This window comes from Delftia sp. (assembly GCF_059499305.1).
The window spans coordinates 204,326-218,096 of sequence record NZ_JCABYI010000020.1; the positions used below are offsets into that span (position 1 = coordinate 204,326).

Consider the following 13,771-nt stretch of genomic DNA (forward strand, 5'->3'; position numbering starts at 1 on the left):
CAGCTAGAGAATGTCGCGCTCCCACTTCTGCGTTCCGTGCAGGCGGCGCGCCAGGCTGTCGATGCGCCACTGTCCCGCCTTGCGATGTACGGAGAAACGGTGTTCGTATGCCATGGACTCGTTGGCGCGAAGAACGATGAGTTCCATTCTCGATGCGGATTGCTGGGTCACCGACAGCAGCAGGTCTTGCGCGGAGTGGTGGGTGGGTGTGCCAAAAGAGCTGTGGGCGTAGGCGCGCGGCTTGGAGGTGCAGTACTTGGCCACGATGTCCAGTTGCTCTGCCCAGAACTCAGGCGCGGATGCGGATGCTGCGTGCCTGGCGGCGCCTTTGCGTTCCCAGGCTTCCATGGCCAGGATGTAGGCGCGAACCACTCGTTCAGGCGTCTGCGTTTCGGTGCCCGGTGGTGTCTCTGGCCAATCCTGAGCCTGCGGTGCTACAGGCGGCGGCGGGCTGGCGCTGCCAGACCTCTCCAGCAGTGCCATGACCTGCGTATGTCCCTTGGCCCGGGCCAGCGCCCAGGCGTTTTCCTGGCGGAAATCCAGCGGTGCGGGATCGGCACCTGCCTCCAGAAGCAAGGCCACCAGTTCCGTATGGCCGGCCTGCGCGGCGCTCATCAGTGCCGTGCGGCCCAGCTCGGGCGAGGCGATTTCGATGTCGGCATTGTGCGAGAGCAGCATTGCAGCGATGGCCGCATCGCCCAGGCTCGCCGCCCAGGCCAATGCCGTGCTTCCAAGCGCCTTGCATTGCAGGTTGAGCGATGCTCCGTGGCGCAGCAGGGCGGCCACGGCCTGCGGCTGCCGCTGGATGCTGGCCTCGATCAGTGCCGTCCTGCCGGTTCCCTTGTGGCGCCAATCTATGTCTGCGCCGCGGGCCAGCTGGGCATCGATTGCCGCGACATCACCGGCACTTGCGGCCTTGAAAAGGAGATGGGACATGGGGGATCGGCTTTCTGAAGTCAAAAGGCCAGGGCAGGGGCCGTGAAAAAGGGCGCCGCAGCGCCCTTTTATCTTATGCGGGCTGTTTCAGCCCAGTTCAGCTCAGCCCAGCAGCAGCGCGTCGTCTGCCAGCTTTTCGCCGCGCACCTTCTCGAACATTTGCAGCAGGTCGGGCACGTCCATGCGGGCGCGTTCTTCGCCGCTGACGTCGAGCACCACCTGGCCCTGGTGCAGCATCACCGTGCGCTCGCCCACGTCCAGCGCCTGGCGCATGCTGTGGGTGACCATCATGGTGGTGAGCTTGGCCTCGGAGACGATGCGCGCCGTCAGCTGCAGCACGAAGTCGGCCGTGCGCGGGTCGAGCGCGGCGGTGTGCTCGTCCAGCAGCAGGATGCGCGAAGGCTGCAGCGCCGCCATCAGCAGGCTCACGGCCTGGCGCTGGCCGCCCGACAGCAGGCCGATGCGGTCGGTCAGGCGGTTTTCCAGGCCCAGGCCCAGGATGGACAGGCGCTCGCGGAAGTTGTCGCGCATCTCGGCCTTGACGGCGCGGCTCAGGCGGCGGAAGGTGCCGCGGCGCTGGGCCAGGGCCATGTTTTCCTCGATGGTCAGGTCCTCGCAGGTGCCCGCCATGGGGTCCTGGAAGACGCGGGCCACTCGCTCGGAACGTGCCCACACGGGCAGGCGCGTCATGTCCTGGCCGGCGATCTCGATGCGGCCCTTGTCCACGGACAGGTCGCCCGAGACGGCGTTCAGGAAGGTGGACTTGCCGGCGCCGTTGGAGCCGATGACGGTGACGAACTGGCCGTCGGGAATGTCCAGCGACATGCCGCGCAGCGCCCGCGTTTCGATGGGCGTGCCGGGGTTGAAGGTGATTTCGAGTTGTTGTGCGCTCAGCATGAGTGCAATCTCCGGTATTTCTTCGTTCAGTCGCTCAATGCGTGGTGCTTGAACTGACGCGGTCCAAACTCAGGGACGCCGAGCAAGGGCCGCCCCGCAGCGATGGCGTCGTTCCCCTCCCTCGCGCAGCGAGTAGAGAGGGGGAAGCGGCATAGCCGCTCAGGGGGTGTCATTTCCTTTGCGCAAATTTGCGCTTCAGTTGGGGGATCACCAGGGCGACGGTCACCAGCAGCGCGGTGACAAGGTTCAGATCCTGGGCCTTGAGGCCGATGAAATCGCTGTTGAGGGCCGCTGCAATGAAGAAGCGGTACACGATGGCGCCCACCACCACGGCCAGCGTGGCCCAGACGATGCGGCGCGAGGGCAGGATGGACTCGCCCACGATCACGGCAGCCAGGCCGATGACGATGGTGCCGATGCCCATGGAAATGTCCGAGCCGCCCTGGGTCTGCACGAACAGCGCGCCGGCCAGGCCGACCAGGCCGTTGGAGATCGCCATGCCCAGCAGGATCATGGCGCCGGTGTTCACGCCCTGCGAGCGTGCCATGCGGGCGTTGGAGCCCGTGGCGCGGATGGCCAGGCCCCGCTCGGTGGCGAAGAACCAGTCCAGGCCCAGCTTGGCCAGCACGACGATGACGAACAGGATCAGCGGGCGCATCACATAGTCGGCCACGCTGTCGGGCTGCAGCAGGGTGAACAGCGTGGTCTCGTTGATCAGCGGCACGTTGGGGCCGCCCATGATGCGCAGGTTGACCGAGTACAGCCCGATCATCATCAGGATGGAGGCCAGCAGGTCCATGATCTTCAGGCGCACATTGAGCCAGCCCGTGATCAGGCCCGCGACGGCGCCAGCGGCCGTGCCGGCCAGCGTGGCCAGCCAGGGATTGGTGCCCGTGGAAATCAGGATGGCGCAGACGGCGCCGCCCAGCGGAAAGCTGCCGTCCACCGTGAGGTCGGGAAAGCGCAGCAGTCTGAACGAGATGAAGACGCCCAGCGCCACCAGGCTGAAGATCAGGCCGATCTCGACGGCACCGAGCAATGAAAAGAGGGACATAGGAAGAGCGACAGGCGCGTGGGAACGGAAAACGACTTAAAAAAAGGGCAGGGCCATGTTGCCATGGCGCCTGCCACCGTGGGCGCACTGCCCGGGTTGGTCCCGGGCAGGCAAACCCCGGGTATTACTTGATCACCTGGGCGGCCGACTTGACCAGTGCGTCGGACAGCTTGACGCCTTGCTTCTCGGCGGCGCCCGGATTCACGAACAGCTCCATCTTGGTGCTGACTTCGGTCTTGAGGTCGCCGGGCTTCTCGCCCTTGAGGATGCGCACCACCATGCGGCCGGTCTGCTCGCCCAGATCGCGGTAGTTGATGCCCAGGGCCGCCACGGCGCCGCGCTTGACGGAGTCGGTGTCCGAGGCCACCAGCGGGATCTTGGCGTCCTGGCCGACCTTGACCAGCGACTCGTAGGCCGAGACCACGTTGTTGTCGGTATTGGTATAGATCACATCGACCTTGCCGACCAGGCTGCGCGCAGCGCTGCTGACGTCCACGGAGCGGGGAGCGGCGGCTTCCACCAGGGTCATGCCCAGCTTGGGCAGCAGGGTCTTGAGTTCCTTGACCACCACGGCGGAATTGGCCTCGCCGGGGTTGTAGACCATGCCCACGCGCTTGGCGTTGGGCACGACCTGCTTGACCAGCTCCATCTGCTTGTCCAGGGCCAGCAGGTCGGACACGCCGGTCACGTTGTTCTTGGAAGGCTCCCAGCTGGGCACCAGCTTGGCGGCCACGGGGTCGGTCACGGCGGAGAACACCACGGGCACGGTCTTGGTGGCGGCGACCACGGCCTGGGCCGAGGGCGTGGCGATGGCGACGATGGCATCAGGCTTGTCGCCCACGAACTTGCGAGCGATCTGCGCGGCCGTGCCGGTGTTGCCCTGGGCACTTTGGTATTGCCACTTGAGGTTCTTGCCGGCTTCGTAGCCTGCTTCCTTGAGCGCGGCCTGCACGCCGTCGCGCACGGCGTCGAGTGCAGGATGCTCGACGATGGCGGTCACTGCGACCGACTTCTCGTCAGCGGCGTGGGCGCCGCCCGCAATGGCGGAAATTGCCAGGGCCAGCGCGCCCAGGGGCGCCCAAGACAAGTGCTTCATACGTGTATCTCCAACGTGCTTGTGGTTGTTCCTGTTTGCTCAGCAGAAGGCCGCACAGGACGGTCGCGGCGCTTCGCGGCAAAGTCTACTGCAGCCGCCCTGTACGCCTTGGCGTTTGGACGACCCGGTTTTCACCTATAGGTTTGTATCTAAAAATTGGCATGAAATCTGCGGGGAATGCCCTAGGTGCAACTTTTTCATGCGTCTTGGACAGGTTTGGCGATGCAGGTTTGCGTCTTCAAGGGCCTGTTTTTGGCTTTGCCGTGCATTTTTATTGCGTGCGATGGCATTTCGGATGGCCTTCTATGCTTTCTGCACCGATGTTGCTTTGACGAGGCTCAAAGAAAAAGCCTGCACAAGCAGGCTTGGGCAGGCTTCAGGGAAGGGCCGGTGTGGCGTGCGGATCACATGCCCGCGTAGTTCGGCCCGCCGCCGCCTTCGGGCGTGACCCAGACGATGTTCTGCGTGGGGTCCTTGATGTCGCAGGTCTTGCAGTGCACGCAGTTCTGGGCGTTGATCTGCAGGCGCTTGCCGCCCTGGGCCGTGTCGTCCACGAACTCATAGACGCCGGCCGGGCAGTAGCGCTGCTCGGGGCCTGCGTACTTGGCCAGGTTGATGGCCACGGGCACCGAGGCGTCCTTGAGCGTCAGGTGGGCGGGCTGGTCTTCGGCGTGGTTGGTGTTGCTGATGAAGACGCTGGACAGTCGGTCGAAGGTCAGCTTGCCATCGGGCTTGGGGTAGTCGATGGGCTTGCACTCGGCCGCAGGCTTCAGGTAGGCGTGGTCGGGCTTGTCGCGGTGCAGCGTCCAGGGGATGTTGCCCTTGAGCACGAACTGCTCGATGCCGTTCATCAGCGTGGCCGTGGTCAGGCCCTTCTTGAACCAGGCCTTGAAGTTGCGCGACTTGTTCAGCTCTTCGTACAGCCAGCTGTTCTCGAAGGCCTGGACATAGGCGCCCAGCTCGTCGCCCTGGCGGCCCGCGACGATGGCGTCATAGGCGGCCTCGGCTGCCAGCATGCCGGTCTTGATGGCGGCATGGCTGCCCTTGATGCGGCTGACGTTCAGGAAACCTGCGTCGCAGCCCACGAGCGCGCCACCCGGGAACACGAACTTGGGCAGGGACAGCAGGCCGCCGGCCGTGATGGCACGCGCGCCGTAGCCCAGGCGCTTGGCCGGCTTGATGCCCTTGGACTCGTCGCCTTCCAGGTAGTAGCGGATGTTGGGATGGGTCTTCCAGCGCTGGAATTCCTCGAAGGGGCTCAGGTAGGGGTTGGCATAGTCCAGGCCCGTGATGAAGCCCAGCGTGACCTTGTTGTCGTCCAGGTGGTAGAGGAAGGCGCCGCCGTAGGTCTTGCTGTCCATGGGCCAGCCGGCCGTGTGCATCACGAAGCCGGGCTTGTGGCGTGCCGGGTCGATTTCCCACAGCTCCTTGATGCCCAGGCCGTAGCTTTGCGGGTCCTTGCCGGCGTCCAGCTGGTACTTGGCGATGATCTGCTTGCCCAGATGGCCGCGTGAGCCTTCGGCAAAGATCGTGTACTTGGCGTGCAGCTCCATGCCCAGCTGGAACTCGCCCGTGGGCTCGCCGTCCTTGCCGATGCCCATGTTGCCGGTGGCCACGCCCTTGACCGAACCGTCCTCGTTGTAGAGCACTTCGGCAGCGGCAAAGCCCGGGAAGATTTCAACGCCCAGTGCCTCGGCCTGCTCGCCCAGCCACTTGACCACGTAGCCCAGGCGAACGATGTAGTTGCCATGGTTCTGGAAGCAGGCCGGCAGCAGGAAGTTGGGCGTGCGCAGGGCGGATTTCTCGCCCAGGAAGACCATGGCGTCATCGGTGACGGGCTGGGTCAGGGGCGCGCCCTTTTCCTTCCAGTCAGGGATCAGCTCGGTCAGCGCACGCGGGTCCATGATGGCGCCCGACAGGATGTGGGCACCGGGCTCCGACCCCTTTTCCAGCACGACGACGGAGACATCCTGGCCTTTTTCGGCCGCCAGCTGCTTGAGGCGGATGGCCGTGGCCAGCCCGCCGGGGCCGCCGCCGACCACCACCACGTCGTATTCCATGGCTTCGCGCGGCCCGTACTGGGCCAGGATTTCTTCGTTCGTCATCGGGGTGTCTCGCTTGGATATTGAAAAACAGGATGGTCGGCAGACCGAACGTTTGTTCGGTTGCAGCGCAAAAGCCGCAATGCGGTGGATTCTATGACGTGCTTGGACCCTGCCGTTGCTGATAGGTGACAGCGCGGGAATCCGCCCTGCTGCACAGTGACCGGGGGCTGCGGGGCATGGTGCCTTGCGGTGGCGCTACAACAAGGAGACTGCAGGCATGCGCATAGAGATTCCAGAATATAAAAAATGGGTTCACGAGATGCGATTCAAAGTGCGCTGGGGCGACATGGACGCCATGGGCCATGTCAACAACGCCATGTACTTCCGCTATCTGGAGACTGCCCGCATCGACTGGATGGTCGAAGCGGGCATGGCGCCTACGCCGGGCGGGCAGGGGCCGGTCATCGTCAATGCTTTTTGCAACTTCCACCAGCAGCTGGCCTATCCCGACGAAGTACTGCTCAAGATGTACGTCAGCGACCCCGGCCGCACCACCTTCGAGACCTGGGGAACCATGGAACGCGTCTCCGAACCCGGCGTGATCTGCGCGGCCGGTGGCGGCACCGTTATCTGGGTGGACTTTCCCAGGCAGAAGGCCGTCGAGTTGCCGGGCTGGGTGCGGGAGATGGTGGGCGGCACGGCTGGCCCAGGTTGACTCAGGCTCGCCCGCTGTACCAGCCGACGTGTAGCCAGCAATGGCTGGCGGGGCTGGCCCGGTCCGGACGAACAAGCCCTTTGATGCAGGGTGCGCTGGGGTTTTTGTTCTGCCGCATTGCAGATCCATCGCAGCCCTGGGTAGCCCGGCGTGGCGGCCGGGCGCGACTTACGCAGCGGCCAACCGCTCCTTTGCCAGCCGCGTGCCTTCTGCCAGCGCTTGCAGCTTGCGCCACGCCACGTCGCGGCCCATGGGTGCGAGGCCGCAGTTCGTGCAGGGGAACAGCCGCTCCTTCGGCACGAACTCCAGCGCCCGGCCGATGGTGTCGGCCACCTCTTCGGGGGTCTCGACAACGTCGCTGGCCACGTCGATCACGCCGACCATCACGTCCTTGCCGGCCAGCAGCCTCATCAGGTCGGGCGGCACGTGGGAGTGGATGCACTCCAGGCTCACCTGGTCGATGCGGCTCTTGGCCAGCGCGGGGAACACCGTCTCGTACTGGCGCCATTCATCGCCCAGGGTGCTTTTCCAGTCCGTATTGGCCTTGATCCCGTAGCCGTAGCAGATATGCACGGCCGTCGTGCAGGTCAGGCCCTGCGCCGCACGTTCCAGCGCCTGCACGCCCCAGTCGGCGGCGTCCTTCATGTAGACGTTGAAAGCGGGCTCGTCGAACTGGATGATGTCCACGCCGTCGGCCTGCAGCGCCAGGGCCTCCTGATTGAGCAGCTCGGCGAAGGCGAAGGCCATCTTCACCCTGTCGCCATAGAAGCGGTCCGCCACGGTGTCGACGATGGTCATGGGGCCGGGCAGCGTGAACTTCAGCTTCTTCCTGGTGTGCGCGCGTGCCAGTTGCGCCTCGAAGGCATGCACGCGGCCCTTCAGGCGCAGGGCCGACACCACCTGCGGCACCATCGCGTCGTAGCGGTTGTCGCGGATGCCCATCTTCACCTTGTTCTCGAAGTCGATGCCCTCGACCTGCTCCAGGAAGCCGTGCACGAAGTGCTGGCGTGACTGCTCGCCGTCGCACACGATGTCCAGGCCTGCGTCTTCCTGGGCCTTGATCCACAGCAGGGTTGCATCGGCCTTGGCCTGGCGAAGCGCATCGCCTTCGGCCTTCCACTGGGGCCAGAGCTTGTTGGTTTCAGCCAGCCAGGCGGGCTTGGGCAGGCTGCCGGCGATCGAGGTTTCGAACATCTGGGAATTCCTTCAAATCAAACAGGGGTATGGCGGGCGTGCTCAGGGACGGTTTTCCCGGCCCGCCACGGATTGGGTGCCATGGCAGGCATGGCGGCGGATGCTACAGGGCGAAATCGGCAGCCCATTGCTCAAGCACATTCTTGTACGGCTTGATGAAGTGCTGCTCTGCAAACTTGCCCTGCTTGACAGCCAACTGGCTGCGCTCTTCCCGGTCATAGACAATCTGCGTCGACGAGTAATCGTGATTCTTCAGGCTGGGTTGATAGAGCATCCCGGCTGCAGAATTCGCGTTGTAGATTTCGGGGCGATAAATCTTCTGGAAGGTCTCCATGGTGCTGATCGTGCCGATCAGCTCGATATTCGTATAGTCGTTCAGCAGGTCGCCGTGAAAGTAGAATGCCAGTGGCGCAACGCCATTTGGAGGCATGAAGAAGCGAACCTGCATTCCCATCTTCTCGAAATACCGGTCGGTCGAGGAGAACTCGCTCTGCCGATACTCGATGCCCAGTATGGGGTGCCGGTTTCCGGTGCGCTGGTAGGTCTTGCTGGTGGACACGCTGATACAGATGACGGGCGGCTTGTCGAAGTGCTGCCTGTAGGTGCCTGAACTGGAAAATTGCCTGAACAGCTTTCCATGCAAGTCGCCAAAATCATCGGGGGTGCCGAATTCGGATCGGTTGGCGTTGTACTGCGCAAGCACAACGCTGAAATCGTAGTCGCGCACGTAGGAGGAGAAATTGTTCCCTGCGATGCCGTCTATGCGCTTGTGGTTCTTCTTGTCGAGGATGCTGGTCTTCAATATCTCGATCAACGGAAACGCACCAAGGCCGTTTCTGGCGCCAATTCCCATTTCGACCGAGATGATCTCGAGCTCCACCGAGTAGCGATCTCCCGTGGGATTGTCCCAGTGGGCCAGGTCGTTGAAGCGGTTGTCAATCATCCTCAGCGTGTTGCGCAGGTTCTGCTGCCGGCAATCGCCACGGGCCAGATTGGCAAAGTTGGTGGTAATTCGCGTGCTGTCCGATGGTTGATAGTCTTCATCGAAACGAATGCGCTTGAGATGGAAGCTGAGTTCTTGGTTCATTGTGATCTGCGACCTGATTCATGCCCTTGCCGAAAACTGCGGGCAAGCAATAGGTGCGGATGTTATGGACGGCAATCGATGAAGTAAAGTGGTCTTATCTCATGAAACCATGAGCCTGGTTCATCAAAAGCCGGCAGGCCAGAGCGCATCCCGCTCAGCGCGGTGGAGCCAGTCGGTATCCGGGCCAGTTCCGACCGCGCCGCGGTCTTCAGGCTGACTGGCGCAGCACCAGCTTGGGCCTGGCCAACAACTGCTGGCGGGGCTGGCCCGGATGGGCCATGCGTGCCAGCAGCAAGGTGGCAGCCTGTTCGCCAAGCTCGGCGGGGCGCACGTCCACCGTGCTCAGGGGGGGATGGGAATGCGCGGCATCGAACACGTTGTCGAAGCCCATGAGCGCGAAGTCTTTGCCTGCGCGCAGTCCGTTTTCGTCCAGGGCAGACAGTGCGCCAAAGGCCACCAGATCGTTGTAGCAGATGGCCGCCTTGATGGCTGGCTGCGCGGCCAGCAGGCTGCGCATGGCGTCATGCCCTCCCGTGCGCGTGGGGCTGGCGGAGAAAACCAGGTCTTCATCGAAAGCCAGGCCCGCATCGGCAAAGGCGGCCCTGCAGCCGCTCAGGCGCTGCTCCAGCATCAGGCCGTCCAGCCCTCCCAGAAAACCGATGCGGCGATGCCCGGCCGCCAGCAGGTGGCGCGTGGCCGCCATCACGCCGTGGGCGTTGTCGGCGCCTGCGAAGTCGTAGCTTCCCTCGCCCAGCGTGCGGATCATGACCACCAGGGGAATGCCCCATGACTGCAGGTCCTGCGCCAGCGAGGCCGGCGTGTCCAGCGCCGGGCACAGCGCAATGCCGGCCGCGTTGTGCTCGCGCATGGTGGTCAGCACTTTTTGCTGGCGCTCCAGGCTTTCGCTGGTGTGGGCCATGAGCGTGATGAAGCCGGCATCGGCCAGCCTGCGCTCCAGCCCCGCCAGCACCTCGGCAAAGAAGGGGTTCATCAGGTCGTTGATCACGACACCGACCATGTTGGACGACTGGCGCCGCAGCTCTCCGGCGCGGCGGTTGTAGACGTAGCCGAGCTGCGCTGCCGCTGCACGCACGCGCTCCGATGTCTCGGCCGGAATCAGGGGGCTGCCCTTGAGCACCAGCGACACCGTTGATTTGGAGACCTGGGCCGCAGCCGCCACGTCAAGGATGGTCACGGCGCGCACGGAAGGGGGCTTGTTCATCATGGTTCGGTGTTTTCCCTGGGTCGGCGCGATTGTGCTTGATCTTCTTTTGGAACGTTCCAATAATCAATTAGAACGTTCCAATAGAAATTATCAATACATGGAGGGAGATCATGAGCGAGGTCGGTTGGGGATTGATAGGGGCCAGCACCATTGCTGCCGATCACATGATCGGTGCCATCCGCGCGCAGCGCGGGCACACGGTGGCGGCGGTCGCCAGCCGCAGTGCAAAGCGCGCGGCGCAGTTTGCTGCCGGGCAGGGCATTGCCCGCGCCTACGACTCGGTGCCCGCCCTGCTGGCCGACCCGTCAGTCCAGGTGGTCTACGTCAGCTCCGACAACGAACTGCGCCACGCCCAGGTCCTTGCTGCGGCAGCGGCCGGCAAGCATGTTCTGTGCGAGAAGCCATTGGCGCTGACCGTGGAGCATGCGCTGGACATGGTGAGGGCATGCCGGGCCGCAGGCGTGGTGCTGGGCACCAACCACCACCTGCGCAACGCGGCAACGCACCGCAGGATGCGCGAGCTGGTGCGCGATGGCGCCGTGGGCCAGCCGCTGTTTGCGCGCGTCTTCCACGCCATCGAACTGCCGCCCTCTGTGCAGGGCTGGCGGCTGGAGCGGCCCGAGGCCGGTGGCGTGATCCTCGACATCGGCGTGCATGACGTGGATGCACTGCGCTTCATCCTGGGGGCTGAGCCGGTGGAGGCGGTGGCGCTGGAGCAGCAAGGACCGCTGTCTCGCAACGGCGTGGCGGACGGCGTGATGGCCGTGCTGCGGCTGGACAACGGCGTGCTGGCGCAACTGCATGCGGCATTCACCGTGGCGCATGCGGGAACCGGCATCGAGATCCATGGCACCTCGGGCTCGCTCATCGGGCGCGATGTGATGACGCAGCGGCCGGGCGGCGAGGTGCTGCTGCGCAATGGGGCCGGCGAGCAGGCCATTGCCGTGGAGCACCACGGTCTCTACGCGCATGGGGTGGCCGCGTTCTGCGCCGCGCTGCGTGGCGAAGGCCTGCCTGCCGCCACCGGCGAGGACGGCGTGCGCTCGCTGGCGGCGGCGGTGGCCATGGCCCAGGCCTGCCGCACGGGCCGGGCCGTGCCCATAGCCAATCCCCTGGCACGGGAACGGGGGGCAGCCGCATGAGCAAGCACATCACCGCCGCACAGGCTGCAGCCTTGCTGCGCGACGGCGACATCGTCAGCGTGAGCTCGTCCAGCGGGCTGGGCTGCCCCGACAAGGTGCTGGCCGCCATTGGCGAGCGCTTCGAACGCGAGGGTGCTCCGCGCAACCTGACCACGCTGCACCCGATTGCGGCCGGCGATATGTACGGCATCAAGGGAATGGACCATCTGGCCCGGCCCGGGCTGCTGTCGCGTGTCCTGGCCGGCTCGTATCCCAGCGGCCCGTCCTCGCTGCCCATGCCTGCGATCTGGCGCATGGTGGTGGACAACCAGATCCAGGCCTACAACATCCCCAGCGGCATCCTGTTCGATATGCACCGCGAGGCGGCTGCGCGGCGCCCGGGCGTGCTGACCCAGGCGGGCATGGGCACCTTTGTCGATCCCGCACAGCAGGGCTGCGCGATGAACGAGCCGGCCAGCCGCCATCCGGTAGTGCGCCTGCAGCATTTCGACGGGCGCGACTGGCTGTTCTTTCCCGCTGTGGCGCCCGACGTGACCGTCCTGCGCGCCACCACGGCCGATGAGCGCGGCAACCTGGGCTATGAGCACGAAGGCGCGCTGCTGGGTGCGCTGGAGCAGGCGATGGCCGCACGCAACAACGGCGGCATCGTCATCGCCCAGGTCAAGCGCATCGTCAGGGCCGGCCACCTGAGGCCGCACGATGTCCACGTCCCCTGCCATCTGGTGGACCATGTGGTGGTCGATGCCGATCAGTGGCAGACCACGCAGACGGTGTATGACCCGGCCATCAGCGGAGAGGTTGCGCAACCGCTGTCCGGCTTCGAGCCCCAGGCCTGGGGGCCCGAGAAGGTGATTGCGCGCCGCGCCGCCATGGAACTGGCGCACGGGCATGCCGCCAACCTGGGCTTTGGCATTGCGGCCAATGTGCCGCGCATCCTGCTCGAGGAGGGCCTGCATGGCGAGGTGACCTGGGTGATAGAGCAGGGCGCCGTCGGCGGCATGCCGCTGCTGGGCTTTGCCTTTGGCTGCGCGGCCAATGCCGATGCCATCGTGGCCTCGCCCCAGCAGTTCACCTATTTCCAGGGCGGGGGCTTCGATGTGACGCTGCTGTCCTTCCTGCAGGTGGATGGCGATGGCAGCGTCAATGTCTCGCGGCTGGGGGCCAGGCCCTATCTGACGGCCGGCTGCGGCGGCTTTGTGGATATCACGGCCCATGCGCGGCGCATCGTCTTCTGCGGACTTTTCACGGCCGGCGCCAGGCTGCGCGTGGGAGACGGGCGGCTGGACATCCTCGAGGAGGGCGGCACGCGCAAGTTCGTCGGCACGGCCGAGCACATCAGCTTCAGCGGCCTGGTCGGGCGCCAGCGCGGGCAGCGGGTGCGCTATGTGACCGAGCGCTGCGTCATCGACCTCGAAGACCAGGGCCTGGTCGTGCGCGAGATCGCGCCCGGCGTGGACCTGCAGCGCGATGTGCTGGAGCAGGCCGGCATGGCGCTGCAGGTGGCGCCCGACCTGCGGCGTATGGATGAGTGCCTGTTCCACGATGCGCCCTTTGGCCTGGCCCTGCAGGCCCGGGAGGTCCGCCGTGGCTGAGACCCTGGTTCAACTGGTGCGCCAGGGCCCCGTGGCCCAGGTCACGATAGACCGGCCCGCACGGCTGAACGCGCTGACCCCCTGCATGCTCGACGCACTGGAGCACATGGCGCGCGAGATCGAGGCCGATGGCGCCATCCGTGCCGTGGTGCTGACCGGCCGTGGCGACAGGGCCTTTTGCGCGGGCGCCGACATCCATGCCTGGGCCGCGCTGCAGCCGCTGGACATGTGGCGGCAGTGGGTGCGCCGTGGCCACCAGGTGTTCGACCGGTGGGCGCGGCTGCGCCAGCCCGTGATTGCGGCGCTCAACGGCCATGCGTTCGGCGGCGGGCTGGAGCTGGCCATCACCAGCGATGTGCGCATCGCCGTCGATACGGCCCAGTTCGCGCTGCCAGAGGCATCGATCGCCACCTGTCCCGGCTGGTCCGGCTCGCAGCGGCTGGTGCGGCTGATCGGCCCCGGCCACGCGAAGTACCTGGCCCTGGGCGGCGTGCGGCTGTCCGCCGATCAGGCGCTGGCCTGCGGGCTGGTGCATGAACGGGTGCCGGCCAGCGAACTGGGCCTGCGCGCTGCTGCGTTGGCCCACGACATGGCAGGCCAGGCGCCCGTGGCACTGCAGCTGACCAAGCAACTGATCAATGCCGCCGCCGGCGAAGACGCTCCCGCCGCACTGGAAGCCATGGCCGCAGCCCTGGCCGCGAGCACGGCCGATGCAGCCGAAGGCCTGCTCAGCTTCAAGGAAAAGCGCGTGCCGCGCTACCTGGGCCGCTGAATCTGCGCCGACCTGC

The 13,771-nt window shown here is 65.4% G+C and carries 12 protein-coding genes; 4 read left to right on the forward strand and 8 right to left on the reverse strand.

What is annotated here, in order from left to right; all coding sequences use genetic code 11:
- Positions 1–3: 3 nt before the first annotated feature.
- The 5 genes from AC5I49_RS11770 to AC5I49_RS11790 form a co-directional block, all read right to left on the reverse strand.
- The gene (locus AC5I49_RS11770) at positions 4–936 is read right to left on the reverse strand and encodes an ankyrin repeat domain-containing protein (RefSeq protein ID WP_047216916.1); all 933 of its coding nucleotides are present in this window, start codon (positions 934–936) and stop codon (positions 4–6) included.
- 102 nt (positions 937–1,038) lie between these two features.
- Positions 1,039–1,833, reverse strand: a complete 795-nt coding sequence (locus tag AC5I49_RS11775) for an ABC transporter ATP-binding protein (RefSeq protein WP_016446316.1) — start codon at positions 1,831–1,833, stop codon at positions 1,039–1,041.
- A gap of 169 nt (positions 1,834–2,002) precedes the next feature.
- Positions 2,003–2,887 (reverse strand): ABC transporter permease, encoded by an 885-nt coding sequence (locus tag AC5I49_RS11780; RefSeq protein ID WP_016446315.1) that lies wholly within the window; start codon positions 2,885–2,887, stop codon positions 2,003–2,005.
- A 124-nt stretch (positions 2,888–3,011) separates the two neighbouring features.
- Positions 3,012–3,983, reverse strand: a complete 972-nt coding sequence (locus tag AC5I49_RS11785) for an ABC transporter substrate-binding protein (protein ID WP_016446314.1) — start codon at positions 3,981–3,983, stop codon at positions 3,012–3,014.
- 404 nt (positions 3,984–4,387) lie between these two features.
- Positions 4,388–6,088: an electron transfer flavoprotein-ubiquinone oxidoreductase gene (locus AC5I49_RS11790; protein WP_016446313.1), complete on the reverse strand. Its 1,701-nt coding sequence runs from the start codon at positions 6,086–6,088 to the stop codon at positions 4,388–4,390.
- A gap of 217 nt (positions 6,089–6,305) precedes the next feature.
- Here AC5I49_RS11790 and AC5I49_RS11795 point away from each other — a divergent pair, with 217 nt between their 5' ends.
- Complete coding sequence (locus tag AC5I49_RS11795; protein WP_016446312.1) at positions 6,306–6,743, forward strand: acyl-CoA thioesterase; 438 nt, start codon at positions 6,306–6,308, stop codon at positions 6,741–6,743.
- 168 nt (positions 6,744–6,911) lie between these two features.
- Here the strand turns inward: AC5I49_RS11795 and AC5I49_RS11800 are convergent, their stop codons facing one another.
- The 3 genes from AC5I49_RS11800 to AC5I49_RS11810 form a co-directional block, all read right to left on the reverse strand.
- On the reverse strand, positions 6,912–7,937 hold the full coding sequence (locus AC5I49_RS11800; RefSeq protein ID WP_017404854.1) for a methionine synthase: 1,026 nt from the start codon (positions 7,935–7,937) through the stop codon (positions 6,912–6,914).
- 103 nt (positions 7,938–8,040) lie between these two features.
- The gene (locus AC5I49_RS11805) at positions 8,041–9,024 is read right to left on the reverse strand and encodes a DUF1852 domain-containing protein (protein WP_034366714.1); all 984 of its coding nucleotides are present in this window, start codon (positions 9,022–9,024) and stop codon (positions 8,041–8,043) included.
- Between the two features lie 208 nt (positions 9,025–9,232).
- Complete coding sequence (locus tag AC5I49_RS11810) at positions 9,233–10,249, reverse strand: LacI family DNA-binding transcriptional regulator (protein ID WP_016446309.1); 1,017 nt, start codon at positions 10,247–10,249, stop codon at positions 9,233–9,235.
- Between the two features lie 110 nt (positions 10,250–10,359).
- On the opposite strand from AC5I49_RS11810, the gene AC5I49_RS11815 reads away from it, so the two are divergent.
- Genes AC5I49_RS11815 through AC5I49_RS11825 form a run of 3 tightly spaced genes read left to right on the forward strand, consistent with a single transcriptional unit; the run spans position 10,360 to position 13,755 of the window.
- Positions 10,360–11,391, forward strand: a complete 1,032-nt coding sequence (locus AC5I49_RS11815; RefSeq protein ID WP_392450608.1) for a Gfo/Idh/MocA family protein — start codon at positions 10,360–10,362, stop codon at positions 11,389–11,391.
- Positions 11,388–12,983, forward strand: a complete 1,596-nt coding sequence (locus tag AC5I49_RS11820) for an acyl CoA:acetate/3-ketoacid CoA transferase (RefSeq protein ID WP_495789382.1) — start codon at positions 11,388–11,390, stop codon at positions 12,981–12,983. The genes AC5I49_RS11815 and AC5I49_RS11820 overlap by 4 nt, the downstream gene beginning before the upstream one ends.
- Positions 12,976–13,755 carry an enoyl-CoA hydratase/isomerase family protein gene (locus tag AC5I49_RS11825; protein ID WP_043791169.1) on the forward strand — a complete coding sequence of 260 codons (780 nt, stop codon included), beginning with the start codon at positions 12,976–12,978 and terminating at the stop codon, positions 13,753–13,755. The genes AC5I49_RS11820 and AC5I49_RS11825 overlap by 8 nt, the downstream gene beginning before the upstream one ends.
- Positions 13,756–13,771 lie beyond the last annotated feature (16 nt).